This window comes from Rahnella sp. ChDrAdgB13, assembly GCF_017655185.1.
GTDB lineage: Bacteria > Pseudomonadota > Gammaproteobacteria > Enterobacterales > Enterobacteriaceae > Rahnella > Rahnella contaminans.
The window spans coordinates 32,199-56,812 of sequence record NZ_JAEMGT010000008.1; the positions used below are offsets into that span (position 1 = coordinate 32,199).

The following is a 24,614-nucleotide window of genomic DNA, read 5'->3' on the forward strand; positions in this document are numbered from 1 at the left end:
GCCGCATCCTGAGAGATGCGCGCCCTACAGAAAATAATGAGGAGAATAAAATGCCTTTTGTACGTATTGATATGGTTGAAGGAAAACCCGAAACCTACCGCAAAACCGTTGGCGATGTGGTGTACGACGCCATGCGCAACACACTCAGTGTGCCGGAAAACGACAAGTTTATTGTTATCTCCGAACACTCTCCGGCAGAAATGATGATTTCACCGGACTATCTGGATATCCAGCGCAGCCCGAACTGCATCGTTATCCAGATAACCCTGAACGCAGGCCGCACGACAGAGATGAAAAAGGCGTTCTATCACGCCGTAGCGTACGGTCTGCACGAAAAAGCCGGACTACGCCTCGAAGACGTATTCATCAGTCTGGTCGAAGTGCCGAAAGAAAACTGGTCCTTCGGCAACGGCGAAGCGCAGTACGTGTGAACTCATCAGATTAAATAATCCCGCCATTGGCCTTCAGCGTCTGGCCGTTGACCCAGGCGCCATCGGGACCGGCGAGGAATGCAACGACGGAGGCGATATCTTCCGGCTGACCGAGGCGCTCAAGCGGTGACGTTTTAGCGATGGTTTCCACCAGTTGATCCGATTTTCCGCTGAGGAATAAATCCGTTGCCGTCGGGCCGGGTGCGACGGTGTTGACGGTGATCTGACGGCCACGCATTTCTTTGGTCAGTACGCGGCTCAGCGCTTCGACGGCGGCTTTGGTCGCAGCATAGACGCCGTAGGTTGGCTGATACAAACCCACCACAGTGGAGGAGAAATTGATAATGCGCCCGCCGTTGTGAAGGTGTTTTGCCGCTTCGCGCAGGGTGTTAAACGTGCCTTTCAGGTTGATGGCGATCAGGCGGTCGAACGCCGCATCGTCGGTGTCGGCGACAGCGGAAAGCGTCATGATCCCGGCGTTATTCACCAGCACATCCACACCACCAAAGGCTTGCTGTGCGCTGGCAAACATACGGCTGACCGCGGTGCCATCACTGACATCGGCCTGCGCGGTGATGGCCTTTCCACCTGCCTGTTCAATTTTACTCACCACCGCGTCGGCTTCTGCCGCGCCGCGGGAATAGTTCACTATCACGGTAAACCCGTCGCGTGCCAGGCGTTCTGCGATGGCCGCGCCAATACCGCGTGATGCGCCGGTGACCAGCGCGACTTTCTGTTTGGATGAAGTCATCATGCGTTTCCTTTTGAGTGATTCGGAGTTGGTGTCGCTGAAGAAAGAGTAGCCGATTGACGCCGCCGGATAATTCCCTGATATTCGTTATCACTATCCGGAAAAGGCGAACAATCATCATGGATAAACTCGACAGTATGCGGTTGTTTACCCGCGTGGTAGAGCTGCGCAGTTTTACGCAGGCTGCGCAGGATCTGAACCTGAAACGCTCGACGGTGACCGACGCCATTAAGCAGCTCGAAGTGCGGCTGAAGGCTCGGTTGTTGCAACGCACTACGCGCCATGTCAGCCCGACGCTGGACGGCGAGGCGTATTATCAGCGCTGTCTGCGCATTCTGGCCGACGTGGAAGATGCCGAGATGGATTTCGCCGGTGCGCAGCCCAAAGGGTTGTTGCGGGTGGACGTCCACGGTTCGCTGGCCCGGCATTTTCTTTTGCCCGGCCTGCCGGATTTTCTGGCGCAATATCCTGAGATCGAATTTTATCTGAGCGAAGGCGACCGCTTCGTCGATCTGGTTCGTGAAGGTATCGACTGCGTGATCCGCGCGGGCGAACTGAAAGACAGCGATATGGTGACGCGTCCGCTGGGAACGCTGTCGGAAATCACCTGCGCCAGCCCGGCGTATCTTGCGCGTTTTGGTATACCGGAAACGCCGGACGATCTCGCTAATCACCGGATGATTGGTTACCGCTCAAGCGCGACCGGCGGCCTGTTGCCGCTGATTTTTCATCAGAACGGGAAAGCGCGGGAAGTGATGTTGCCAACCAGTTTGTCGGTCAACGGTGCGGAAAGCATGAAAGAAGCGGCGCGGCGCGGAATGGGCATTATGCAGGTGCCGCATTACGGGTTAACCGACGATCTGGCGCAGGGCACGCTGGTGCAAATTCTGGCGGATTTCCCGGTCGGCGCGTTGCCTGTAGCGCTGCTTTATCCGCGTAACCGTCAGCTTTCGCCCCGCGTGCGGGTGTTTATTGACTGGATGGTGAAGGAGTTTGCGCGGCGCAGCCCGCCGCACACTACAGCGTTACACCCTGCTGTCTGAGCTGGCCGATATCCTGCAACGGCGGCGCGCCAAACGAGCGGCGGTATTCCCGGTTAAACTGCGACGGGCTTTCGTAGCCCACACGAAATGCTGCGGTCGCCGCGTCGATATTGCCGCTCAGCAGCAGACGGCGCGCTTCCAGTAAACGGATCTGTTTCTGGTATTGAAGCGGGCTCATGACCGTCAGCGCCTTGAAACGGTGATGCAGATTCGAAACGCTCATGCCGACAATTTTTGCCAGTTCATCCATCCGCAGCGGGTGCGCGAAATTGGCTTTGATCCACACAATCGCCTCGCTCACGCCTTTCCCCTGATAATACGACAGCAAATGCTGATAAAAATGGCCGCCTTCCGGTGCGGTGATCAGCCGGTAGAAAATCTCTTTTTTCACCAGTTGCCCGAGCGCCTGTAAATCCTGCGGAATATCCAGCATAACGACCAGCCGCAAAAAGGCGTCTGCCAGACAGTCATCGGATTTTGCCACGTACGTGACGCCGCCGGATCGCGCAGCCGGGAGCGGATCGAGCTGCATGTCGATCATCAGATCGGCCATTTCTTTCAGATCCAGATCGATACGGATCCCCAGATACGGCGTCTCTTCCGTCGCCTGCGTCACCTGCCCGGAAACCGGCATATCAATCGCCGAAAGCAGATAACTGCCCGCGCCGTATTCCACCACTTCCGCGCCAATCAGCACCTTTTTTTGGCCCTGTAAAATCAGGCACATCGACGGAGAAAGCATGCCTTTATTGAGCGCCGTCGGATGCGTGAAACGGATAAACGACAGCCACGGCAGCGCCGTCGGACAGGAATTTTCATCCGGCGGCAGGGCTGAAAAGGCGCGCAAAACGCGCGCGCTCAGGGACATCAGGGGGTTCATAGTCTCTTCACTCATCGTCGATCAGGGTCTTCGGCTCAAGATACGCTTCCAGCCCGTAAGTGCCAAATTCGCGCCCTAAACCGGATTGTTTGAAACCGCCAAACGGCGCATCAGGCGCGTCATACATGCCGTTGACGAATACCCGTCCAGCCACAATCTGCGCCGCGACTTCCCGCGCCTGCTGACGATTTTCCCCGCTGACATACGCCTGCAAGCCGTACACCGTATCGTTCGCCATCTGCACCGCCTCTTCGACAGTGCGGTAGGTCAGCACTGAAATCACCGGCCCGAAAATCTCTTCGCGGGCGATAGTCATATCGGGCGTGACGTTCACAAATACCGTCGGTTTGACGAAATAACCGCTGTTTAAACCTTCCGGACGCCCTTCGCCGCCGCACAGCAGTTCCGCGCCTTCTTCAATGCCCAGACGGATATAATTCTGCACGCGGTCGTACTGTTTTGCCGTCACCAGCGGGCCGATTTGCGTATCCGTCTGCTGCGGGTTGCCCACTTTGACGTTCGCCACCGCGCGCACCAGATGCGCTTTCACTTCTTCCAGCCGTTCCTCCGGCACCAGCAAACGGGTGCCGGCGATGCATGCCTGGCCGTTATTCATCGTGCCAACCGCCAGCGCCAGCGGAATAGTTTTTTCGAGATTAACATCTGGCAGAAGAATGTTAGGCGACTTGCCGCCGAGCTCCAGCGTCACGCGTTTCAGGGTATCTACCGCGCCGCGGGCAATCGCTTTGCCCACCGCCGTCGACCCGGTAAAAGAGATTTTCGCGATATCAGGGTGACGGGTAATTTCTGCCCCGACCACGTCGCCGCGTCCGGTGACAATGTTAAACACGCCCGCCGGTAAACCTGCAGCGTGCAGGCACTCTGTCAGCAACTGCGTCTGGCCCGCGCTCAGCTCGCTGGGCTTGATCACCACCGTGCTGCCCGCCGCCAGCGCGGTCGCCATTTTGTTGCAGATGAAACCGTAGCTGGCATTCCACGGCGTGATCAGCCCGACGACGCCCAGCGGTTCCATCACCACTTTCGCCCTGCCAATCTGGCGGACAAATTCATACTCGCTGAGCAGCTTTATCGCCTGCAAAAATGCGCCGGACGCCCGCGCTACGGTGCCGCGCACCATCGCCAGCGAGCCGCCATATTCGGCGCTCATCACTGCTTCCAGCGCGTCTGTCCGCGCCAGTACTGCGTCATGCAGTTGTTGTAAATACTGAATGCGCTGCGCTTTGCTGGTCCGTGAGAAAGAAACGTAAGCAGCTTTTGCTGAAGCGATCGCCTGGCGGGTATCGGTTTCATCGGCAAGACGAACCTGCGCCGCGACCTGTTCAGTCACCGGATTGATCAGGTTCATCACTTCGGTGCCGTGCGGGGTGACGAACTCGCCGTTAATATAGATTTGATTAATCTGTTTCATGAATGCCTCCGGTTTGTGAGTCTTCATGCTAAGACCGGCGGGCGAAAGGAAGATAGACCAATACTGCCTGAGGATTGCCTGATCCTGCTGGCCGGGAGTATGTTAGAAATCTATCGATTGGGAGAAACCGATGACCACACCCGCTGTATTACTGCATATCGGCCACGAAGAGACGCAAATTGTCGTCAGAAATTCCGCAGCTGAAGACAAGATTTTGCCGCTGACGCTGGGCTCACAGCTGACGTCTGTGGGCTATTTCCGCCACACGCCGCCCACGCCGGACGAAATGGAAACCGCCATTATGGTGGTGGAAGATGAAATTATTCGTATCCGGCACGACATTCCCGCAGGCGCGGCGCTGTTCAGCACCGACAACGACATCCGCGCGCTGGCACGCATTGCCGGTGTGGCAGAAAACGAGGTGATGACGCTGTCGCTCGACGCCGTCGAACGGACGTTTGACCGGCTGGCACTGGTGATTAACGGGCGTCCTGCGCACTTTGAAGGGCTGCCGGATGGCAATGATTTCGCGGCCACATTGCTGATTTTGCGCGAGTTCATGCACCATCTGCAATTTGCAGAAATCACCGTGCAGGGAACGAAATTTGAGATGTAAGCAGAAAGAGTAACAGCCTCCTCCGAGGCTGTTACTTTGAGGGACTCAGATTCAGGCCGACGTGTTTTTCAGCTGCACCGGGTCCGATTCCAGCAACACCAGACCGCTGAGATCCGGCAGCGACTGATGCGCCAGATAATCCCGGAACGACATGCGCGGCGCATCGTTTTGCCACGCGGATTGCAGCTTGCCGAGCAAATCAGTGGTTTTTGACGTTTCCACCGGCGTCGTCGTGTCTGATTCCAGCCAGCCTTTCACATACTTCTGAATATGCGTTGAGGTGCTGGCCGACTGATCCACAGACGCACTCACCAGCGCCCCTTTGTGGTACTGCACCGACGTCGTGCTTTCGGCTTTATCATCAATCTGATAGAAGAGATAATTCTGCGAATCCCGGTCACTGGTCAGATTCAGCTGAAGCCCCGGTGTTAATGACTGGTGGAAGCTCGCGACCAGATGCGACTGCTGCTTTTGCGTAATATTGCGGTTCTGCGTGCTGTCGCCGGTGATCGTGCTGGCCTGCGAAACCTGATAAGAGAAAGTATCCACTTCGTCAGGGCGCATCGGGTTGGTTTTATCCGTTGGCGTCTGCGTCACTGATGCCGTGAAATCGGCCAGCCCGGACATCATGTTTTTGTCGGTTTTAGTCAGCGAGAAGTGAACCGGTTCTGGTCCGCTGCTTTTGTACGTTGTCGCCGACGCGCCGTAATTGCTGTTAAGCGCAGTAAATGCGTCTTTGAACATGTCCATCAGCGAAGAGTCGGCATTGCCCCGCGTTCCCGCACTGCTTAACTGTTTCAGATACTGATTCAGCGCCTGTTTCTGCTGTGAGTCGGTACCGAGAAGTGCGCGTTTGCTCATGTCGACGCTGATATCCACCGTGCCCAGCTCGCCGGTAGATTTCACCGAACGCGTGCTGGCGTCGGCGTGGAAATCCAGCGTCTGAACGTTGTTTTTGGTGCCCAGCGTGGCATGCAAATCAACGGAAGACAGCACTGAGGTATCGAATTTTGTTAATCCGCTCAGATCAAGCTTTGGCGGTTGCGCGGTCAGCCCGTCGATGGCTTTCTGAAAACCGTCGGCCAGACCGGCCAGCGCCGTGCGATCGGCGTCGCTGAGCGTGCCTTTGGTGACGTTCACCTGCACGCCCAGACCGTCGGCATCGCTGCCCAGCGTGATATCCACCCGCGCACCGCTGGCCGTTTTCACGCTCAGGGTGATCTGGTTATCCGCTTTGGTATGAAGTTGCGATTGCGCAATGTTGACGGAGGAAGCCTGACCCGCCGTCTGCTTTAAGACAGATTGCGAATAACTGCCTGCCTCCGTGGTAAAGCGCTCCAGCAGCGCCGCACCCAGCCCGGCAAAACGCGCCGCATTGCCCGCAGAACTGAAATTTCCCGCCAGCTTCGACGAGATAAGATCGGCAGATGCATTTTCCCACACCAGCGCCGGTTTGGTGATGGCGTAAACCGGCGTGCTGCTGGTCGCCTGCCCGATCGTCACGGAAGTCGATTGCGTCGCCGCCGCTTGCTGGCTGGCGACAGCGGTCACCGTTGCCGTGGTTTTGGTGGCGGCCAGCAGCGTAGTGGCTGACTGATTGCCTGTCGCAGAAATGATTGTCATCCTGATAGTTCCCTTGTTTTGCGCCATAGCGCCAGTGGATACCCTGATCCTTCTGATGCTATTTTCGGCAAAACCACAGGAAACTTTAAGGATATGTAAAAGTCTGTTTCTGAAAAAACGAACAACGACGCCCGGCGTTAGCTCATTCCAGCGGGCCACCCAGAATGGTTTCGCACATTCCGGAAAGAATGCGTTCGCCAGTTTCGGTTTTTAAATCTTCGTACCATTGTTCGGTCACGGCCATTTCTTTTCCGTGCGTAACATCGCAGCGTTTACGCGCTTTCAGTACCAGATCCTTCACGCGATACGCGCGTTTTTCCTGATAACGCAGCAGCGCATCTTCAATCCCTAACGAATTGGTTTGCAACACATTGGCCAGCACCACGGCGTCTTCCATTGCCGCGCAGCCGCCCTGCCCGATATCCGGCGTCGTGCTGTGGCCGGAGTCACCCAGCAGCGCAATCCGCCCTTTCACCAGTTGCATAAACGGTTCGATATCGTGGATTTCAATCCGGTTGGTGGTGTCAGGATTAATCAGGCTAATCAGTTTCTGCACCGGTTCTGCCCAGCCGGCAAAGTAGCGCTGTAAATCGTCGCGCACCGTGACGCGATCTTCCTGCAGGCCTTTGGGCAGCGGAACGTCAAAGAAAAAGTAGAAACGGTTGTCGCTTACCGGCATCAGCGAAACACGCTTACCTTCACCGACGAATGTCGTCCACTGATCGGCAGGCGCGATACTTTCATCGATTTCCACCAGCCCGTTCCAGTTAACGTAACCGGCATAACGGCGCTCGGTGGCGTAGCCCAGAACATGCTGACGGATCACAGAATGCGTGCCATCGGCGGCAATCAGCACATCGCCTGTTGCAGATGACCCATCGTCAAACCAGGCGGTGACGCTGTCTGCGGATTCCTCTACGTGCGTAACGCGTTTGCCAAACTGCACCTCGTCGCGGCCATAGGTGTCGAGCAGCATCGACTGAAGTTCCGCGCGCGCCACCGGATACGGCTGCTCACCGACGCTCTGAATCAGCGGATCCATCGAGAAGCGCGTCATCGTCTGGCCCTGCTGATAATCTTTGTAGGCCATAAAACGCATCTGCCCACCCAGCTTGCGCAACGGTTCTTTCATCCCGAGATAATTCAGACATTTCACGCCGTTCGGCCAGATAGAAATCGCCGCGCCCACCGGTTTGATCTCTTTCACCGCCTCGTATACCGCCGTTTCGATGCCAAAACGCTTGAGCGCAATCGCCGCACATGCCCCGCCAATACCGCCACCAATCACGATCGCTTTCATATTTTTCTCCTTGAGGTCTCACAAGGAAAAAGCAATTTCTGTACCAGAAAGCGGATTTGCGCAATAAGCCTTGTATACAATCTTAAGGCAAATAAATACCCGCCGAAGCCAGGCTGGAATGCGCTAAAACAAGGCACTCTTTTAGCGCAAACGGAGCGCAACAAGCCAGTCTGGTGCGTGAGCGCGAAGGTTGATACTCTTCTGGCTATTCGGATTTCAAATACCACAACCAGAAGTAGTGATGAAATGAATCGCTATCCCATGTTCAGCCCGCAACAGTTGCTCAGTTTTGTGGCCGTCTGCGAAACCGGCAGTTTTACCCGCGCCGCCGACCGCGTTTATCTTTCGCAATCGACGGTCAGCCAGCAGGTCAGGCGTCTCGAAGAAGCGCTGGGGAAACCCTTGCTCGAGCGCACGTCGCATCAGGTTCAGCTCACCGAAGAAGGCGAGCGGCTGCTCGGCTATGCGCGGCGAATTATCGCGCTCAACGGCGAGGCGCACGACGCGCTGAGCGATCAGTGGCCGGACGGCATTGTGCGTCTCGGCGTGCCGGAAGATTTTGCGGCCGCCACCACGTCTTTGCTGGCGCAGTTTTGCCGTGAACATCCGCATATCCGGCTGGATGTGACCAGCGGCCTGAGCCATGAACTGCGCCGCGCATGGCAGCAGGACATGCTGGATATTATTCTGGTGAAACAGCTGACCGGCGAGAAAGCCAATGCGTCGCGTCCCGAGCCGATGCTGTGGCTCGACAGCGCCGGGTTTCCGGCTTTTGAGCGCGACCCGGTGCCGCTGGTGCTGTTCCCGCTCAACGGTTTGTATCGTGAAGAATTGTGCCAGGCGCTGGACGCCATCGGGCGCAGCTGGCGGATCAGCTACAGCAGTGCCAGCCTCGCCGCGCTGGTCGCCGCCAGCGCCACCGGACTGGGCATCACGCTTCTGCCCGCCAGCTGTGTCACGCCGGAACACCGTATTCTCGGCGCAGATAGCGGCTTACCCACCGTGGATAACGTCGAGCTGGCGCTGTTTTACCGCCCGGACGCCACGGCGGCGCAAATCGCGCTGGCGGGAAAATTGCGCGAGTTTTGCCAGCTCAGCTGAGCATTGCGTTTCCCACTGACAGGCAGTGGGAAAAATCGCAGCCGGAACCGGAGAGATCTTTTAGGGTGAAGAGAAAAGCAGCATCCTCTGAGTATCATGAATAAGGAATTCGACGTGCAAAACCCTCAGCAACAAAGCCGCAGAAACTTTCTCTCAAACAGTGCAAAAGTCACGGCCACCGGTGCCCTGCTGGCCTCCGGCATGACCTCGGCTTCTACCGTCCGCGCCAGTCAGAACATTGAAACCTGTGACGATCCCCGTCAGGCGACAACGATTTCGGCCACGCACTACCAGCTGCGGAATGTCCGGTTGGAAGAAGGTTTCGAGCGCGAAGGCGACATGGTGACTGGTACGCAAACCGGCCTGTACAATCTCGATATCAATAACGGCAAAATTGTGGCGATCCAGCCTGCAAAAGACGCCCCGGCCAGCACGTTACCGGCCTTTGACGCTAAAGGGCTGTTGCTTCTGCCCGCCACGCGCGACATGCACATCCACCTCGACAAAACCTTTTACGGCGGCAAATGGGAAGCGCCGCGCCCGCGTAAAGGCAAAACCATCATGGATATGATTGCCCGCGAGCAGGTGCTGATCCCGAAACTGCTGCCGACGTCGGTCGAACACGCCGAAGCGATCATCGGGTTGCTGCATTCCAAAGGCACCACCGTGGCGCGCAGCCACTGCAATATCGACCCGGTCAGCGGCCTGAAAAGTCTCGAGCACCTGAAAATCGCGCTGGAAAAACATCAGCAGGATTTCAGCTGTGAGATTGTGGCGTTTCCTCAACACGGTTTGCTGCATTCGAAAGTGGACGGCCTGATGCGTGAAGCGATGCAAATGGGCGTGCAATACGTCGGCGGGCTGGATCCAACCAACGTTGACGGCGCAATGGAAAAGTCGCTGGACGCGATGTTCCAGATCGCGCTCGACACGAATAAAGGCGTGGATATTCATCTGCATGAAACGACGCCTGCCGGGATCGCCGCAGTGAAATACATGATTCAGACCGTGGAGAAAAACCCGCAACTGAAAGGTAAAGTGACACTCAGCCACGGTTTTGCGCTGGCAATGATGCAGGGCGCGGAGCTGGATGAAGTCATCAACGGGCTGTCCGAACAGCAGTTCACCGTGGCCTCCACCATTCCGCTCGGCAAACTGAACATGCCGCTGCCGCAGCTGAGCCAGAAAGGCGTATTTGTCATGACCGGCACCGACAGCGTGATCGACCACTGGTCCCCGTTCGGCACCGGCAGCATGCTGGAAAAAGCCAGCCTGTACGCCCAGCTCTACGGCAATTCCGACGAATTTGGCCTGACGCGCTCCCTCGCGATTGCTACCGGCAACGTCCTGCCGCTCGACGACAGTGGCAAACGCCAGTGGCCCGCACTCAACGACAACGCTGAGATGATTCTGGTCGACGCCAGCTGTTCAGCCGAAGCAGTCGCACGGGTGTCCGACGTGAAAGCGACATTCCATCAGGGAAGGCTGGTGTTTGGCGCGGTAGAGAAAGTGTAAGAGTCAGAGAATGTCTGGCGCAGAAAAGCAAAAAGCCCCGCGAGGGGCTTTTTAGTTTCAGATTTTGACGCCCGAAGGCACAAAATCAGAACGGGATATCGTCATCGAAATCCATTGGGGGTTCGTTATTCTGTGCTGGCGCGTTGTTTTGCGCAGCCGGACGAGCCTGCTGGCCGCCGCTGAACTGGTTGCCGCCTTGTGGCTGCTGAGGCTGACCCCAACCGCCTTGCTGGCCGCCACCTGCTGATGCCTGACCGCCACCTGCTGGTGCGCCGCCGCCGGTACGGCCGCCGAGCATCTGCATGGTGCCGCCCACGTTAACAACGACTTCGGTGGTGTATTTTTCTACGCCAGCCTGATCGGTCCATTTACGGGTTTGCAGTGCACCTTCGATATAAACCTGTGAACCCTTTTTCAGGTATTCACCGGCAACTTCGGCTAATTTGCCGAACAGCACAACGCGGTGCCATTCTGTTTTCTCTTTCTGCTCGCCGGTGGCTTTGTCACGCCAGCTTTCGGAGGTTGCCAGCGTCATGTTGGCAACGGCGCCGCCGTTTGGCATATAGCGGATTTCTGGATCTTGTCCGAGATTACCGACGAGAATAACTTTGTTTACGCCTCTGCTGGCCATGTGGATTCTCCTGATGATGTATGTCGTGGTTGAAACCACAGTGTTAGATGTGAGGGGACTCACTTCGCGACATTATAACCACAAAACGATTACTCCGTACCACGGATGTAAAACGTTGTGGCATTCTTTCCAGAATGTTCAGTAAACACTCCACTGTTACATCGAGTACTGGATATACATTCAGGTTTTGGGGTGGCATGGGCTGTGATTTGTGTCATAATTGCGCGTTACGTTCTTCTCTGTGCCTGATTCGCTGACCGGCGCGATGCCACACTTTCCGACGGTCACCGGCACGGTGAGCTATCAAGTTAATCCGGGAATGATGAATGGATAAGATCGAAGTTCGGGGCGCACGCACCCATAATCTCAAGAATATCAACCTGATTATCCCGCGCGACAAACTGATTGTTGTCACCGGCTTATCCGGTTCAGGCAAGTCCTCTCTGGCGTTCGATACGCTGTACGCCGAAGGCCAGCGCCGCTACGTCGAGTCGCTGTCTGCCTATGCACGCCAATTTTTATCCTTAATGGAAAAACCGGACGTCGACCATATTGAAGGTCTGTCTCCGGCGATTTCGATTGAGCAAAAATCTACATCGCATAACCCGCGTTCCACCGTCGGGACGATCACCGAAATCCACGACTATCTGCGTCTGCTGTTTGCCCGTGTGGGCGAGCCGCGCTGCCCGGACCACAATATTCCGCTGTCCGCGCAGACCGTCAGCCAGATGGTAGATAACGTGCTCGCACAGCCGGAAGGCCAGCGCCTGATGCTACTCGCGACAATCGTGAAAGACCGTAAAGGCGAGCACACCAAAACGCTGGAAAATCTGGCATCACAAGGCTATATCCGTGCGCGTATCGACGGCGAAGTGTGTGATTTGTCGGATCCGCCGAAGCTGGAATTGCAGAAAAAACACACCATCGAAGTGGTCGTTGACCGCTTTAAAGTGCGTGATGATCTGGCTCAGCGCCTCGCAGAATCCTTCGAAACCGCGCTGGAATTGTCCGGCGGTACGGCGGTGGTCGCCGATATGGATGACCCGAAAGCCGACGAAATGCTGTTCTCTGCCAACTTCGCCTGTCCGGTGTGTGGCTACAGCATGCGCGAACTTGAACCACGGATGTTCTCGTTCAACAACCCGGCCGGTGCCTGCCCGACCTGTGATGGTTTGGGCGTGCAGCAGTTCTTCGATCCGGAACGCGTGGTGCAAAACCCTGAACTTTCCCTGGCCGGTGGCGCAATCCGCGGCTGGGATCGGCGTAACTTCTATTATTTCCAGATGCTGCGCTCACTGGGCGAGCATTACGATTTCGATGTGGAAGCGCCGTTTAACGAACTGAGCAGCGACGTGCGCCATGCAATCCTGCACGGTTCCGGCAAAACCACGATTGAATTCAAATACATTAACGATCGCGGTGACACATCAATCCGTCGCCATCCGTTCGAAGGTGTGCTGCACAACATGGAACGCCGTTATAAAGAAACGGAATCCAGCGCCGTGCGCGAAGAGTTGTCGAAATACATCAGCAACCGCCCTTGTACGTCCTGCAAAGGCACGCGTCTGCGCGAAGAAGCGCGTAACGTGTTTGTCGAAGAAACCACGCTGCCGGAAATCTCTGATTTCAGCATCGGCCATGCGATGGATTTCTTCCGCAATATGAAACTCAGCGGCCAGCGCGCAAAAATCGCTGAAAAAGTGCTGAAAGAAATCGGCGATCGCCTGAAATTCCTGGTGAACGTCGGCCTGAACTACCTCTCGCTGTCCCGTTCTGCGGAAACGCTGTCCGGTGGTGAAGCCCAGCGTATCCGTCTGGCGAGCCAGATTGGTGCCGGTCTGGTGGGCGTGATGTACGTGCTGGACGAACCGTCCATCGGCCTGCATCAGCGTGACAACGAACGTCTGCTGGAAACCCTGATCCATCTGCGTGATCTTGGCAATACGGTCATCGTGGTAGAACACGACGAAGACGCCATTCGCGCCGCCGACCATATTATCGATATCGGCCCGGGCGCTGGCGTGCATGGCGGCGAAGTGGTGGCTGAAGGCACCGCAGAAGACATCATGGCAAACGAAGAGTCGCTGACCGGCCAGTTCCTGAGCGGTAAACGTGAAATCTCAGTACCGGCGCAACGTGTGCCTGCGGATGCCACCAAAGTGCTGAAGCTTTCCGGCGCGAAAGGCAACAATCTGAAAGACGTGACGCTGACGCTGCCGGTAGGCCTGTTTACCTGCATCACCGGCGTGTCCGGCTCGGGTAAATCGACGCTCATCAACGACACGCTGTTCCCGCTGGCACAGCGCGAACTGAACGGCGCGACGATTGCCGAAGCGGCACCGTATCGCGAAATCGAAGGTCTGGGGCATTTCGATAAAGTGATCGACATCGACCAGAGCCCGATTGGCCGTACGCCGCGCTCTAACCCGGCGACGTACACCGGCATTTTCACGCCGGTTCGCGAACTGTTTGCCGGTGTGCCGGAATCACGTTCACGCGGCTATACGCCGGGGCGTTTCAGTTTCAACGTCAAAGGCGGGCGCTGTGAAGCCTGTCAGGGCGACGGCGTGATCAAAGTTGAAATGCACTTCCTGCCGGATATTTATGTGCCGTGCGATCAGTGCAAAGGCAAACGCTATAACCGCGAAACGCTGGAAATTAAATACAAAGGCAAGAGCATTCACGAAGTGCTGGAAATGACGATTGAAGAAGCCCGTGATTTCTTCGACGCTGTCCCTGCCCTTGCGCGTAAATTGCAGACGTTAATCGACGTCGGTCTGACGTATATCAGCCTCGGCCAGTCAGCGACCACGCTGTCCGGCGGTGAAGCACAGCGCGTTAAACTGGCGCGTGAGCTGTCCAAACGCGGCACCGGTCAGACGTTGTATATTCTCGACGAACCGACCACCGGCTTGCACTTTGCTGATATTCAGCAACTGCTGGAAGTGCTGCACCAGCTGCGCGATCAGGGCAACACCATCGTGGTGATTGAACACAATCTGGACGTGATTAAAACTGCGGACTGGATTGTCGATCTCGGGCCGGAAGGCGGCGCAGGCGGCGGTCAGATTCTGGTTGCCGGTACACCGGAAACCGTCGCGGAATGCAAAGAATCGCATACCGCACGTTTCCTGAAACCGTTGCTGGAACGTCACAGCCAGCAGGCGAAGAAAACGGCTTAATGTTTTTGGCTTCCTCCCCTGCCAGGGGGAGGAGCTAAAACCAATTCACATTCCAGCTATAACTTATTTAAATATCTTCTGCACAAACTCCGCGTACGCCGGGCGCCAGACGTCCATTTCATGACCGAGATTCGGATATTCGTGGTAATCGAACTTAATCTTGCGTTGCTCAAGCTCAGATTTCAGTCCCGCAATATCTTTGCCCGTCACCACGTCTTTTTCACCTACCACTAACGTGAAGTTTTTCAGCTGCGCGTTGATTTTATCGGGTTCGGCGAAACGCTTTTCGACATCTGCATTGGGTACGGTCGTCGTGCTGACCCCGCTGAATGTTGCCAGCCAGCCGAACTGATCAAGATGTGTCATGCCGCTGACCAGCGTCTGATAACCGCCCTGCGAAAGTCCGGCTAACGCCCGCCCTGCCGCGTCATCGCGCACGCGGAAGTTTTTCGAAATCAGCGGAATAATGTCCCCGGTGAGTTCTTTATCTGCCGCCGCAGCGTTGCGCGGATAGAATTCCTTGCGGCGATCTTTGGTGACGTAATCTTCCGGCACGACGCCTTTGGCGTCGGTTTCCGTATCAGGAATGACAACCAGCATCGGTACGATTTTTTTCTCTGCCAGCAGGTTATCCATGATTTGCGGAATGCGCCCCTGATCCAGCGCCGAGCGGCCGGTATCGCCAAAACCGTGATAGAAATACAGCACCGGCAGCGGCTGTGACGCATCGGTATACCCCGGCGGCGTCCAGACCGCGACCTGACGCTCAGAATTTAGCGCCGCAGAATGATAGGTCAATGTGCGCACTTCGCCATGCGCCACGTTTTTCACATCCAGAATGCTGCCCGGCACCAGTATCAGGCTGGTGTTCACCTGACGCTGCGGTTTCGGTATGGCGCTGCCCGGATCGGCAATCCGCAGGCCGTCAACGTTAAAGAAATATTCGTAGAGATTGGGTTTCTGCGCGTCCGACGTCCAGCTCCAGACGCCTTTTTCGTCTTTGGTCATCTGATGCGGAATGTACGTCACCGGCGTTGCACCGGTCACCACGTCCACATGCTCCGCACCAGGCGCATAAAGCCGGTAGGTAATCGTGAGATCCGGGTTCACCGCCGTGATGTAGTTCCTCGCCGGAACAGACGCGTCGGCGTCCTGCGGCAGGCTTTGCGCGAAAACGGTCAGGGGGAACGGCGCGCTAAGCGCCAGTATCAAAAGCGTGGCAAGATTCAGCCTGTTGCGGGTCATCATCCTTTCCTTCTGGGTTGGCGTGAGCAGACGGACGACCTGTCCTGAAGTAACTCACTGTTTTTGCACAACTCTCAGAGTAGGTTATTTTTACAACAAAGGATCGTGACCCGCGTCACCCTTTAAAGGATGCAGTTGCGGCAGCACGCTCAGGCGCTGGAGGGCGAAATCCCAGAATGTCCGGACTTTGCGTGGCATTTGCTGTACCTGTTGCGCGACCAGCTGAACCGGCAGTGGCAGCGGTTCGAAATCCGTCAGAAGCCGGACCATGCTTCCAGCCTGCAAATCTTCGCTCACCTGATACGACAACAACCGCGCAATTCCGCGTCCGCTGCGCACCGCCAGCAGCTGAGATTCGACATCATTGAGCAGCAAACGCGGCGAAAGCCGGACGCGCAGATCGTCTTCGTGCGGCCCGAACCGCCATTCACGGATTTGCGTGCGCAGCGTGCCCATGATGGTCTGATGCGTCGCAAGATCTGACGGATGCTGCGGCAGAGCGTGTTGCGCCAGATACGCCGGGCTGGCGACCAGCACGCGGGTAACTTCCGCCACTTTACGCGCCACTTTGCCCGAGTCTTCCTGATGCCCGATGCGTACCGCCAGATCCAACCCTTCATCGATGAGATCCAGATTCCGGTCGCTGAGCATCATCTCAATCTGCATGTCCGGGTTCTGTTCGAGAAATTCCATCACCAGCGGCGCAACGTGTTTACGCCCGAACTGAACCGGCGCAGTCAGCCGCAACAGGCCGCTCAGCTGGGTTTCAGCAGTGTCTTCCACGGCGTCCTGATAGTGGCTGAGCAACAACCGTGCTTTTTCGGCCAGACGTGCGCCCGCTTCTGTCGGCGCCAGGCTCCGGGTGGTGCGCTCGACCAGCCGCGCACCGAATCGGTGTTCCAGCGAGGCAATCGCGCGCGTGATCGCCGGTGGCGAACGGTGAAGTTTACGGGCAGCTTCCGCCAGGCTGCCATACTGAAGTACGGCGACAAAAATCGCCATTTCATCCAAACGGTCCATAGATTCTTCCACAAAGTGAAACACTCAATTTCAATCTTCGTGGATCACAATCATTTTGCGCAAGAGTAATGTTTATACGACACAGACAAAGGAGACATTCCATGCCCGCCATCCAGCTTTTCGGCACGCCGCTTTCCGGCCACTGCCACCGCGTCACCTTATTGCTTAAGATGCTCAATCTGCCTTTTGAGTTTAAAGAAGCCGGTGCCGCCGAACGCAAAACCGAAGAATTTGCTCACCTGAATCCTTTGCAACAGGTGCCTGTTTTAGTCGATGGTGAACACATCATCACCGACAGCAACGCCATTCTGGTGTATCTGGTGAAACGCTATGCGCCTGACAGTCACTGGCTGCCGGAAAATCCGCTGAAAGCGGCGGAAGTGCAGAAATGGTTGTCCCGCGCCGCCGGTGAAGTGCGTTTTGGCCCGGCTTCAACGCGGATGGTGAAACAATTTTCTGCACCGGAACCTTATGATTACGCGCTGGCGCTGACGGCAAAATTCCTGCCGCAGCTGGAAAAGCATGTTGAAGCGCATGAGTTTCTGGCGACCGACCGCGTCACAATTGGCGATCTGGCCTGCTACAGCTATATCGCCGCGGCACCGGAAGGCGGTGTTTCACTGGAAGATTATCCGGCGATCCGCCGCTGGCTGAAACGGATTGAAAATCTGCCGGGCTTCACGCCGCTTCCTGCGTCGCCGTTGCCCGAAAGAGCGTTGTAAGCCGCCATGAACAGCGTATTCCATGCCGATGAAATCCTTGCGCAGGATCTGGCGGGGTTTGATGTTTCCTCGCACGGAATACGCGAGGCGATGCCGGAACAGCACCGGTTGTTTTTTGCCGCACTGCCTTATCTGTTTGTCGCCACGCTGGATCAAAATGGCTGGCCGGTGGCGACGATCCTGACCGGTCCCGCCGGTTTTATCCGCGCCCCGGATGACAAACATCTGCGGGTGAATGCGCCACGTCGCCCCGACGATCCGGCGCAGGCCGCGCTGGAACCTGGGAAACAGGTCGGCACGCTGGGGATCGATTTCTCCAACCGCAGACGAAACCGGGCAAACGGCAGGATCGGCCGCATGGACAAAAACCGGATCGAGATCCTCATCGATCAGAGTTTTGGCAACTGTCCGAAGTATATTCAGATCCGCAAACTGACGGACGTCCCGGTACACAAACCACTGCCCGCGCGGGAAGATATGACGGAACCGGACGAAGACGCCCGCGCGCTGATTGCGCGTGCCGATACTTTTTTCATCGCCAGCCACGCGCATGGTGGAACCGATGTGTCGCATCGCGGTGGTCAGCCGGGGTTTGCGCATCTGGTGGGAAACCGGCTGTGGGTGCCTGACTACCGGGGCAATCAGTATATGAATACGCTGGGAAATCTGCTGGCCGAGCCCCGCGCCGCGCTGCTGTTTATCGATTTCGCCAGCGGCGATATTCTGCATTTACAGGGGCACACCAGAATTCACTGGCAGCCGGAAGAAATCCCCGGTCCGTCAGGTGCGGAACGTTACTGGAGCCTGGATATCACCCGCGTATGGCGTTTTCGCGCAGCGTTGCCGTGGCGCGGAGAAGCGCCTGATTATTCACCTGCGACGCTGGGCACCGGCCAGTGGCCCGGCGATCAGACGCCAAATTCCTGACGGGTGTTCTCCGGCAAAGCGGAAACGACCATTTTGTAGGAACTGTCGATCAGGGAATAAAGCTGAGAGTTCGGCAAACTACCGTCAAGCACGACCGTATTCCAGTGCGCTTTATTGAGGTTCTCGCCGGGCAGAATGCAGGTGTGTTCCGCCCGCAATTTTCCGGCCATTTCGAGGCTGGTTTTCAGCGAAACGGCTTCAAATCCCTGACAATCGCAGAACATCGCGAACATCACACCGCCCACTTTTATCTGATTCGCACCGTATGGGTTCTGCGTACTTTGCTCTGCTCCGGGTTTTCCCATGCAGTAGTCGAGCAATTCCAGACTGGTCATTTTTGCCTTTCTCCGTCTCTGAGGTGAACAATTCCATTACCGAAATCGTCTATTTAGTGTGCAGCAACATGGCGAAAAAGAAAGGGATGAGATCGCAAATACAAAAAAGGGCCGACATCGCTGTCAGCCCTAAACAACGCTTACTCCCCTAAATAATTCGGGCTGAAGCAAGGCGGTAAGCTCAGGAAGCCCCGGAAACAGGGACGTACCCTGTGACCGGGGTGAGTGAGCGCAACCCACGCCGCAGCAGCCCGAATTATGACGGGGATTTACTGCACGGCGGCGAAGGCTTCAGCCACCTGTTTCACGTTATGGTGATTCAGGCCTGCCATGCACACGCGACCGCTGAGGATCAGGTAAACGCCGAATTCTTCACGCAGACGGACAACCTGTTCTTCGCTGAAACCGGTGTAGCTGAACATGCCGCGCTGTTGCAGAAGGTAATTGAAATCACGACCCGGCAAGGCGACTTTCAGGCTGTCGACCAGCGTGTGGCGCATTTCGAGAATACGGGTGCGCATTTTCTCTACTTCGGCTTTCCACTGCGCGTTCAGCGCGCTGTCGCTCAGGACTTTCGCCACCACTTTCGCACCAAAATTCGGCGGGCTGGAGTAGTTGCGGCGCACGGTCGCTTTCAGCTGACCCAGTACGCGGCCAGCGGCTTCGCTGTCTTCACACACCACGGACAATCCGCCTACGCGTTCACCGTACAGGGAGAAAATCTTCGAGAAGGAGTTGCTGACGAAGCAGTTCACACCGGCAGACGCCATCGCGCGGATCGCGTAAGCATCTTCATCAATACCTGCGCCAAAGCCCTGATAAGCGATGTCGAGGAACGGGATCAGCTCGCGCTGTTTGGTGACTTCAATCACCTGATCCCACTGCGCGGGCGTCAGGTCAGAACCCGTCGGGTTATGGCAGCACGGGTGCAGCAGCACGATGCTTTGCGCCGGTAAGGTTTTCAGGCGTTCGACCATCGCGGTGAAATTCACACCCAGTGTTTCTGCGTCAAAGTACGGATACGTATGCACTTTGAAGCCTGCGCCACCAAAGATAGCCACGTGGTTTTCCCAGGTCGGGTCACTTACGTAAACTTCCGAATTCGGGAAGTAGAACTTCAGGAAATCCGCACCGACTTTCAGCGCGCCGGAGCCGCCGACGGTCTGAATGGTGGCGATACGCTGTTGTTTCAGCGCCGCATGTTCCGCGCCAAACAGCAGTTCCTGAATGCCTGCGCGGTATGCCGGCAGACCTTCCATCGGCAGATACACTGACGCAGATTGCGGCCCGGCGTTCAGCTGGTTTTCTGCATTTTCCACCGCAGCCAGTTGCGGGATAATACCCTGCTCGTCGTAATAGAGACCGATGCTCAGGTTCACTTTGTCTTGTCTTGGATCGGTCTTAAAGCTTTCCATCAGCGACAAAATCGGGTCACCGGCATAGGCATCAACATGTTGGAACACGGTATACATCTCCTTGGTTTGGTTGAGTGGCGCGGCAATCCACGCCAGTCATACCGGCGCATCGCTGCTCTTTCACAGACTATCAAAGTTCGTTAAAAAAGATGACAACATTGTTGTCAATTTTCGGGCGTTTTTTGCCCGCTGCTGCGGGCATCAATGCGCCGTGCAATATGGTGCTCACGAAATTTCTCAATAATAAAATCAACAAATACCCGGGTCTTTGCAGGCAGCAATTTATGTGTCGGAAAGTAAAGGAAAATCCCGCCCGCATCCGCATACCAGTCTGGAAGTACACGCACCAGTGAGCCGCTTTCCAGCGCCGGAAGCAGATCCGGTATATTTGCCATTACAATTCCCAGCCCCATTTCTGCCGCCCGGCAGCAGGCCTCCGGCTCGTTAAACGTCATGCACACGGGAAGCCCGACGGCAGATTGCTGACCACCGGCATTGCGCAGCATAAAGTTGCGGATCTTACCGGTTTGCGGTGAGCGAATGCGGATTCCGTCACCGCGCGCCAGGTCATCAGGCTCAAGAAAAGGCGGATGCTGGCTCAGATAGGCCGGTGCCGCCGCCAGCACGGCATGAACCGGCGCAAGTTCACGGGCCACAATACCCTGCGGCAGATCGAAACCGCCGCCAATCGCCGCGTCATAGCGTTCGCCAATCAGATCAATCTTGCGGTTATCAAACTCCCAGTCCGGCTGAATATCCGGGTAACGCTGAAGAAATTCCGGCAGAAGCGGGAGAATAAAATGCATCCCAAAATAGGTTCCCATGCTGACTTTCAGGACGCCGGAAGGACGTTCGGTCGATGTGGAAAGCCCTTTCATCGCCATTTTTACCGTGGTCAGCCCGACGCGAACTTCCTGCAAAAAACGCTCTCCGGCCTCCGTCAGTCTCAGCTTGCGTGTACTACGCTGAAACAGACGCACGCCGAGTTGAGTTTCAAGCGTGGTGACATTTTTCCCGACGGCGGCGGAGGTCAGCCCTAACTGTCGGGCGGCGGCAGAAAAACTTCCGGTATCTGCACTGATCACAAAACAATCAAGGTGAACAAGCATCCGTTGACTCCGATTTCAAACTTTTAGTTTGAAATGATTATAGCGTTTACCGGCTAGTTCACCGCACGGATCAGGTGAATACTCGGTTCACTAGCCCGATTAACTCATCTGTTTTGGAGCACACAAAAATGACCACTCAACCATCACTGCAAGGCAAAGCCGCTTTTGTTCAGGGCGGATCACGCGGCATCGGCGCCGCTATCGTTAAGCGTCTGGCCCATGACGGTGCCAGCGTCGCCTTCACCTACGTTTCTTCCGACGAAAAAGCGCAGGCGCTGGTGAAATCCATCGAAGCCAGCGGCGGTAAAGCCCTTGCGATTAAAGCCGACAGCGCCGATGAAAGCAGCGTGCGTTCAGCTATCGACAACGCCGCTCAGGCTTTCGGTAAAATCGATATTCTGGTCAACAACGCCGGTATTCTGGCGTTTGGGGAGCTGGACGCGCTGACCATTGACGATTTCGACCGCACCATTGCGGTTAACGTACGCAGCGTTTTCGTTGCCAGCCAGCAGGCCGCGCGCCATATGCCTGACGGTGGTCGCATCATCACCATCGGCAGTACCAACGCAGATCGCGTCCCGTTCCAGGGCGGCGCGGTGTATGCCATGAGCAAATCAGCGATCGTCGGCCTGACAAAAGGCCTGGCGCGTGATTTAGGCCCGCGCGGCATTACCGTCAATAACCTGCAACCCGGCCCGGTTGATACTGATATGAACCCGGCTGACGGCGAAATGGCGGAAGGCATGCTGAGCTTTATGGCGCTGGATCGTTACGGTAAAGACAGTGAAATCGCCGGTTTCGTCGCGTATCTGGCTGGCCCGGAAGCGGGATATATCACCGGTTCCAGCCTGACTATTGACGGCGGTTTCGCTGCATAACAGGGCGACGACGGGCATAAAAACAAAGCAAAAACGGTGCAGAAATCTGCGCCGTTTTTTTTGCGTCAGACGCTGTAACGCCCCGGCCGGTGGTTCATGGCGATAATCAGATTGACGATCACCGCGCCCAGAATGGAGGCGATCAGCATTTCATAGCTGACCACAAACAGCGAGGCCAGCACGATGCAGCAGTCGACGCCCATCTGGAATTTACCGGCGCGGATGCCGTATTTATCCTGAAGAAACAGCGCCAGAATATTCACGCCGCCGAGGCTGGCTTTGTGGCGGAACAGGACGATAAAGCCAATCCCCATGATGACGTTGGCAAACAGCGTGGCGTAGAAAGGCTGGAGATGATCGAAGTGAACGAACAGCGGGTGCAAATCAGAGAACACCGAGACCAGCGCCACCGCCGCAAATGTTTTCAGCGTGAACTGCCAGCCCATGCGGCGGATGGATAAATAATAGAACGGTAAGTTGATAATAAAGAAAGCCGTACCGAATGAGACGTGCGAAATATAATGCGCCAGAAACGCCATCCCCGCCGTACCGCCGGTCAGCGCGCCGACCTGACGCAGCATCACCACGCCAAACGAGACCATCAGCGTGCCGATGATAATCGCCAGCGCATCTTCAACCAGCGTGTGCCCGCTGTGCGGTTGTTCAGCGACGGGCTTAAGATTGTCTAAACTTGCCATAATTCCCCTTTCCCCGAAAAAAAAATACTCAAAAGTCTTTTCGTGATAATTAAGGAGACGGGGAATTAAGGCAATAATTACGCACGTAATTTGCATTAAAAAACGAAAATAAGATTTTGTGACGCGTTAATTAATCTTTACATGCACAGATTGCGCATTTTAATTCATTTTCATGCACCAGAAACGGGAATTCGCACCAAAATAAGTCACCATAATAGTGCGTAATAAACAGAGGGTTTTATTTATTACGCTGGCGTTATTTTTATCAGGCTAAGGTTAAAAGACCGTTTTCTTTTAAACGGTTAAGCACAACCGAGGTTTTCACGTGCGCCACACTTTTGTGTACAGACAGGATTTGGCTGATCAATGTGCTCAAACCGGCCAAATCTTTGACGGCCACTTTCAGCAGATAATCCGCATCACCGGTGGTTTTATAGGCGTCGATTATGGCATCGACTTCACCGAGCATGCTGTGGAAAGCGTCAACCTGCGCAGGTAAATGGTTGATAAGTCTGACTTCAATCAAACCTATCATACCCAGACCGAGCGCTTCCGGAGCCAGACGTGCATGATAACCGAGGATTAACTGCGCCTGTTCCAGACCAATGCGGCGACGTGAGCATTGTGATGCGGACAATCCTACCAGTTCGCTTAATTCCTGATTAGTCAGTCTTCCGTTAGCTTGTAATAAGGTCAGAATTTTCAGGTCGTAATCATCAACGCTGTACATAGCACCTTTCCTGTCGTTTTAATTTTTGTATAAAGTGATTTAACTTTGCAAAGACTATACCCAAATTAATTCAAGTTGTTTGAAGGCGGCAAAGCCGTGAATCCCCAGGAGCTTACTCAAGTAAGTGACTGGGGTGAGCAGGTGCAGCCAACGCATAAACAGCTTGAAGTATGACGGGTATATATCGGTTAATTACTTATCGGCTGTTTTTTCTTATACTTGCGCGTGATTTAAACTCAAGGAAAGAATAATGAAAAAAATCCTCTACCCTCTCGCATTTCTTGCCGTAATACCCGCACTCGCCCACGCAGACGCCACGTCATCCCGTCTTGAACGTGTATTACAGAAAGGCTCGCTGAATGTCTGTACCACCGGCGATTACAAACCGTACACCTTTTTGAAAGAAGACGGCCAGTACGAAGGCATTGATATCGCCATGGCAGAATCACTGGCGGCCAGTCTGGGCGTAAAACCGACCTGGGTGCCGGTCACCTGGAAATCGCTGCCAGATGAAATGAACGCCGGGCATTGTGATATCGCGATGGGCGGTATTTCAGTCACGCTGAAACGCCAGCAAAAAGCATGGTTCGCCAATGTGCTGGATCAGGACGGGAAAATTCCGCTGGTGCGTTGCGAAGACGTGCGGAAATACCAGACCGTTGAGCAGCTGAATAAATCTTCCGTTCGCCTGATTGAACCGGCGGGTGGCACCAATGAAGCGTTTGTTCACAGCCATCTGCCAAAAGGCACGCTGACGCTGAGCGATAACGTGACGATTTTCCAGAAGCTGGTGGATAAGAAAGCAGACGTGATGATTACCGATGCGTCCGAAGCGTTGTATCAGCAGAAACGCTATCCGAAACTGTGTGCGGTGAACCCGAAAAAGCCGCTGCAATATGGCGAGAAAGCCTACATGCTGCCGCGTGATGATATTAGCTGGAAGATGTATGTCGACCAGTGGCTTCACCTGAGTAAAGCCACCGGCGAATATCAGCAAATTGTCAGCCAGTGGCTGGCGGTGAAGAAGTAAATG

At 55.6% G+C, this 24,614-nt stretch carries 23 protein-coding genes; 10 read left to right on the forward strand and 13 right to left on the reverse strand.

Going from position 1 to position 24,614, the window contains the following annotated elements:
- The first annotated feature begins 50 nt into the window (after window positions 1–50).
- The gene (locus J8X26_RS03695) at window positions 51–431 is read left to right on the forward strand and encodes a tautomerase family protein (RefSeq protein ID WP_208950196.1); all 381 of its coding nucleotides are present in this window, start codon (window positions 51–53) and stop codon (window positions 429–431) included.
- A gap of 10 nt (window positions 432–441) precedes the next feature.
- Here the strand turns inward: J8X26_RS03695 and J8X26_RS03700 are convergent, their stop codons facing one another.
- Window positions 442–1,182: an SDR family oxidoreductase gene (locus J8X26_RS03700; RefSeq protein WP_208950214.1), complete on the reverse strand. Its 741-nt coding sequence runs from the start codon at window positions 1,180–1,182 to the stop codon at window positions 442–444.
- Between the two features lie 119 nt (window positions 1,183–1,301).
- Here J8X26_RS03700 and J8X26_RS03705 point away from each other — a divergent pair, with 119 nt between their 5' ends.
- Complete coding sequence (locus tag J8X26_RS03705) at window positions 1,302–2,225, forward strand: LysR family transcriptional regulator (protein ID WP_165061278.1); 924 nt, start codon at window positions 1,302–1,304, stop codon at window positions 2,223–2,225.
- Here J8X26_RS03705 and J8X26_RS03710 read toward each other — a convergent pair.
- Complete coding sequence (locus J8X26_RS03710) at window positions 2,200–3,120, reverse strand: AraC family transcriptional regulator (protein ID WP_208950197.1); 921 nt, start codon at window positions 3,118–3,120, stop codon at window positions 2,200–2,202. The genes J8X26_RS03705 and J8X26_RS03710 overlap by 26 nt on opposite strands.
- On the reverse strand, window positions 3,113–4,534 hold the full coding sequence (locus J8X26_RS03715) for an aldehyde dehydrogenase family protein (RefSeq protein WP_208950198.1): 1,422 nt from the start codon (window positions 4,532–4,534) through the stop codon (window positions 3,113–3,115). Before J8X26_RS03715 ends, J8X26_RS03710 begins: the two co-directional genes overlap by 8 nt.
- A 130-nt stretch (window positions 4,535–4,664) precedes the next feature.
- Between J8X26_RS03715 and J8X26_RS03720 the strand changes: the two genes are divergently transcribed.
- Window positions 4,665–5,150, forward strand: a complete 486-nt coding sequence (locus J8X26_RS03720; protein ID WP_165061269.1) for a hypothetical protein — start codon at window positions 4,665–4,667, stop codon at window positions 5,148–5,150.
- Window positions 5,151–5,201: 51 nt separating this feature from the next.
- Here the strand turns inward: J8X26_RS03720 and J8X26_RS03725 are convergent, their stop codons facing one another.
- Window positions 5,202–6,773: a hypothetical protein gene (locus J8X26_RS03725; protein WP_208950199.1), complete on the reverse strand. Its 1,572-nt coding sequence runs from the start codon at window positions 6,771–6,773 to the stop codon at window positions 5,202–5,204.
- A gap of 142 nt (window positions 6,774–6,915) precedes the next feature.
- The gene (hpxO, locus tag J8X26_RS03730) at window positions 6,916–8,073 is read right to left on the reverse strand and encodes an FAD-dependent urate hydroxylase HpxO (protein WP_208950200.1); all 1,158 of its coding nucleotides are present in this window, start codon (window positions 8,071–8,073) and stop codon (window positions 6,916–6,918) included.
- Between the two features lie 246 nt (window positions 8,074–8,319).
- On the opposite strand from hpxO, the gene J8X26_RS03735 reads away from it, so the two are divergent.
- Both J8X26_RS03735 and J8X26_RS03740 read left to right on the forward strand, forming a co-directional pair.
- Complete coding sequence (locus J8X26_RS03735) at window positions 8,320–9,174, forward strand: LysR family transcriptional regulator (RefSeq protein WP_208950201.1); 855 nt, start codon at window positions 8,320–8,322, stop codon at window positions 9,172–9,174.
- 96 nt (window positions 9,175–9,270) lie between these two features.
- Complete coding sequence (locus J8X26_RS03740) at window positions 9,271–10,689, forward strand: amidohydrolase family protein (RefSeq protein WP_208950202.1); 1,419 nt, start codon at window positions 9,271–9,273, stop codon at window positions 10,687–10,689.
- Window positions 10,690–10,774: 85 nt separating this feature from the next.
- Here the strand turns inward: J8X26_RS03740 and J8X26_RS03745 are convergent, their stop codons facing one another.
- Window positions 10,775–11,320: a single-stranded DNA-binding protein gene (locus J8X26_RS03745; RefSeq protein WP_152327412.1), complete on the reverse strand. Its 546-nt coding sequence runs from the start codon at window positions 11,318–11,320 to the stop codon at window positions 10,775–10,777.
- A 326-nt stretch (window positions 11,321–11,646) separates the two neighbouring features.
- Here J8X26_RS03745 and uvrA point away from each other — a divergent pair, with 326 nt between their 5' ends.
- Window positions 11,647–14,502, forward strand: a complete 2,856-nt coding sequence (uvrA, locus tag J8X26_RS03750; protein ID WP_152327413.1) for an excinuclease ABC subunit UvrA — start codon at window positions 11,647–11,649, stop codon at window positions 14,500–14,502.
- A gap of 63 nt (window positions 14,503–14,565) precedes the next feature.
- On the opposite strand, the gene J8X26_RS03755 is transcribed toward uvrA, so the two are convergent.
- Together J8X26_RS03755 and J8X26_RS03760 are read right to left on the reverse strand one after the other, a co-directional pair.
- Window positions 14,566–15,747 (reverse strand): alpha/beta hydrolase-fold protein, encoded by a 1,182-nt coding sequence (locus J8X26_RS03755; protein WP_165061605.1) that lies wholly within the window; start codon window positions 15,745–15,747, stop codon window positions 14,566–14,568.
- A 90-nt stretch (window positions 15,748–15,837) separates the two neighbouring features.
- Window positions 15,838–16,767, reverse strand: coding sequence for a LysR family transcriptional regulator (locus J8X26_RS03760; RefSeq protein WP_152327414.1), 930 nt, complete (start codon window positions 16,765–16,767; stop codon window positions 15,838–15,840).
- Between the two features lie 101 nt (window positions 16,768–16,868).
- Here J8X26_RS03760 and J8X26_RS03765 point away from each other — a divergent pair, with 101 nt between their 5' ends.
- Window positions 16,869–17,489: a glutathione S-transferase family protein gene (locus J8X26_RS03765; protein WP_208950203.1), complete on the forward strand. Its 621-nt coding sequence runs from the start codon at window positions 16,869–16,871 to the stop codon at window positions 17,487–17,489.
- Between the two features lie 6 nt (window positions 17,490–17,495).
- Complete coding sequence (locus J8X26_RS03770; protein WP_208950204.1) at window positions 17,496–18,416, forward strand: pyridoxamine 5'-phosphate oxidase family protein; 921 nt, start codon at window positions 17,496–17,498, stop codon at window positions 18,414–18,416.
- On the opposite strand, the gene J8X26_RS03775 is transcribed toward J8X26_RS03770, so the two are convergent.
- The 3 genes from J8X26_RS03775 to J8X26_RS03785 form a co-directional block, all read right to left on the reverse strand.
- Window positions 18,398–18,751, reverse strand: a complete 354-nt coding sequence (locus J8X26_RS03775) for an MmcQ/YjbR family DNA-binding protein (protein WP_152327417.1) — start codon at window positions 18,749–18,751, stop codon at window positions 18,398–18,400. The genes J8X26_RS03770 and J8X26_RS03775 overlap by 19 nt on opposite strands.
- A 269-nt stretch (window positions 18,752–19,020) precedes the next feature.
- On the reverse strand, window positions 19,021–20,214 hold the full coding sequence (locus J8X26_RS03780) for an amino acid aminotransferase (RefSeq protein WP_152327418.1): 1,194 nt from the start codon (window positions 20,212–20,214) through the stop codon (window positions 19,021–19,023).
- A gap of 116 nt (window positions 20,215–20,330) precedes the next feature.
- Window positions 20,331–21,275 (reverse strand): LysR family transcriptional regulator, encoded by a 945-nt coding sequence (locus J8X26_RS03785; RefSeq protein ID WP_165061249.1) that lies wholly within the window; start codon window positions 21,273–21,275, stop codon window positions 20,331–20,333.
- Window positions 21,276–21,403: 128 nt separating this feature from the next.
- Between J8X26_RS03785 and J8X26_RS03790 the strand changes: the two genes are divergently transcribed.
- Window positions 21,404–22,153: a 3-oxoacyl-ACP reductase family protein gene (locus J8X26_RS03790; protein ID WP_152327420.1), complete on the forward strand. Its 750-nt coding sequence runs from the start codon at window positions 21,404–21,406 to the stop codon at window positions 22,151–22,153.
- A gap of 65 nt (window positions 22,154–22,218) precedes the next feature.
- Here J8X26_RS03790 and J8X26_RS03795 read toward each other — a convergent pair whose 3' ends face one another.
- Complete coding sequence (locus tag J8X26_RS03795) at window positions 22,219–22,851, reverse strand: YitT family protein (protein ID WP_165061245.1); 633 nt, start codon at window positions 22,849–22,851, stop codon at window positions 22,219–22,221.
- Between the two features lie 265 nt (window positions 22,852–23,116).
- Entirely contained in the window at window positions 23,117–23,581 is a 465-nt protein-coding gene (locus J8X26_RS03800) for an Lrp/AsnC family transcriptional regulator (RefSeq protein ID WP_165061242.1), read from the reverse strand.
- A 250-nt stretch (window positions 23,582–23,831) separates the two neighbouring features.
- Here J8X26_RS03800 and J8X26_RS03805 point away from each other — a divergent pair, with 250 nt between their 5' ends.
- Entirely contained in the window at window positions 23,832–24,611 is a 780-nt protein-coding gene (locus tag J8X26_RS03805; protein WP_165061239.1) for a transporter substrate-binding domain-containing protein, read from the forward strand.
- The last annotated feature ends 3 nt before the right edge of the window (window positions 24,612–24,614 follow it).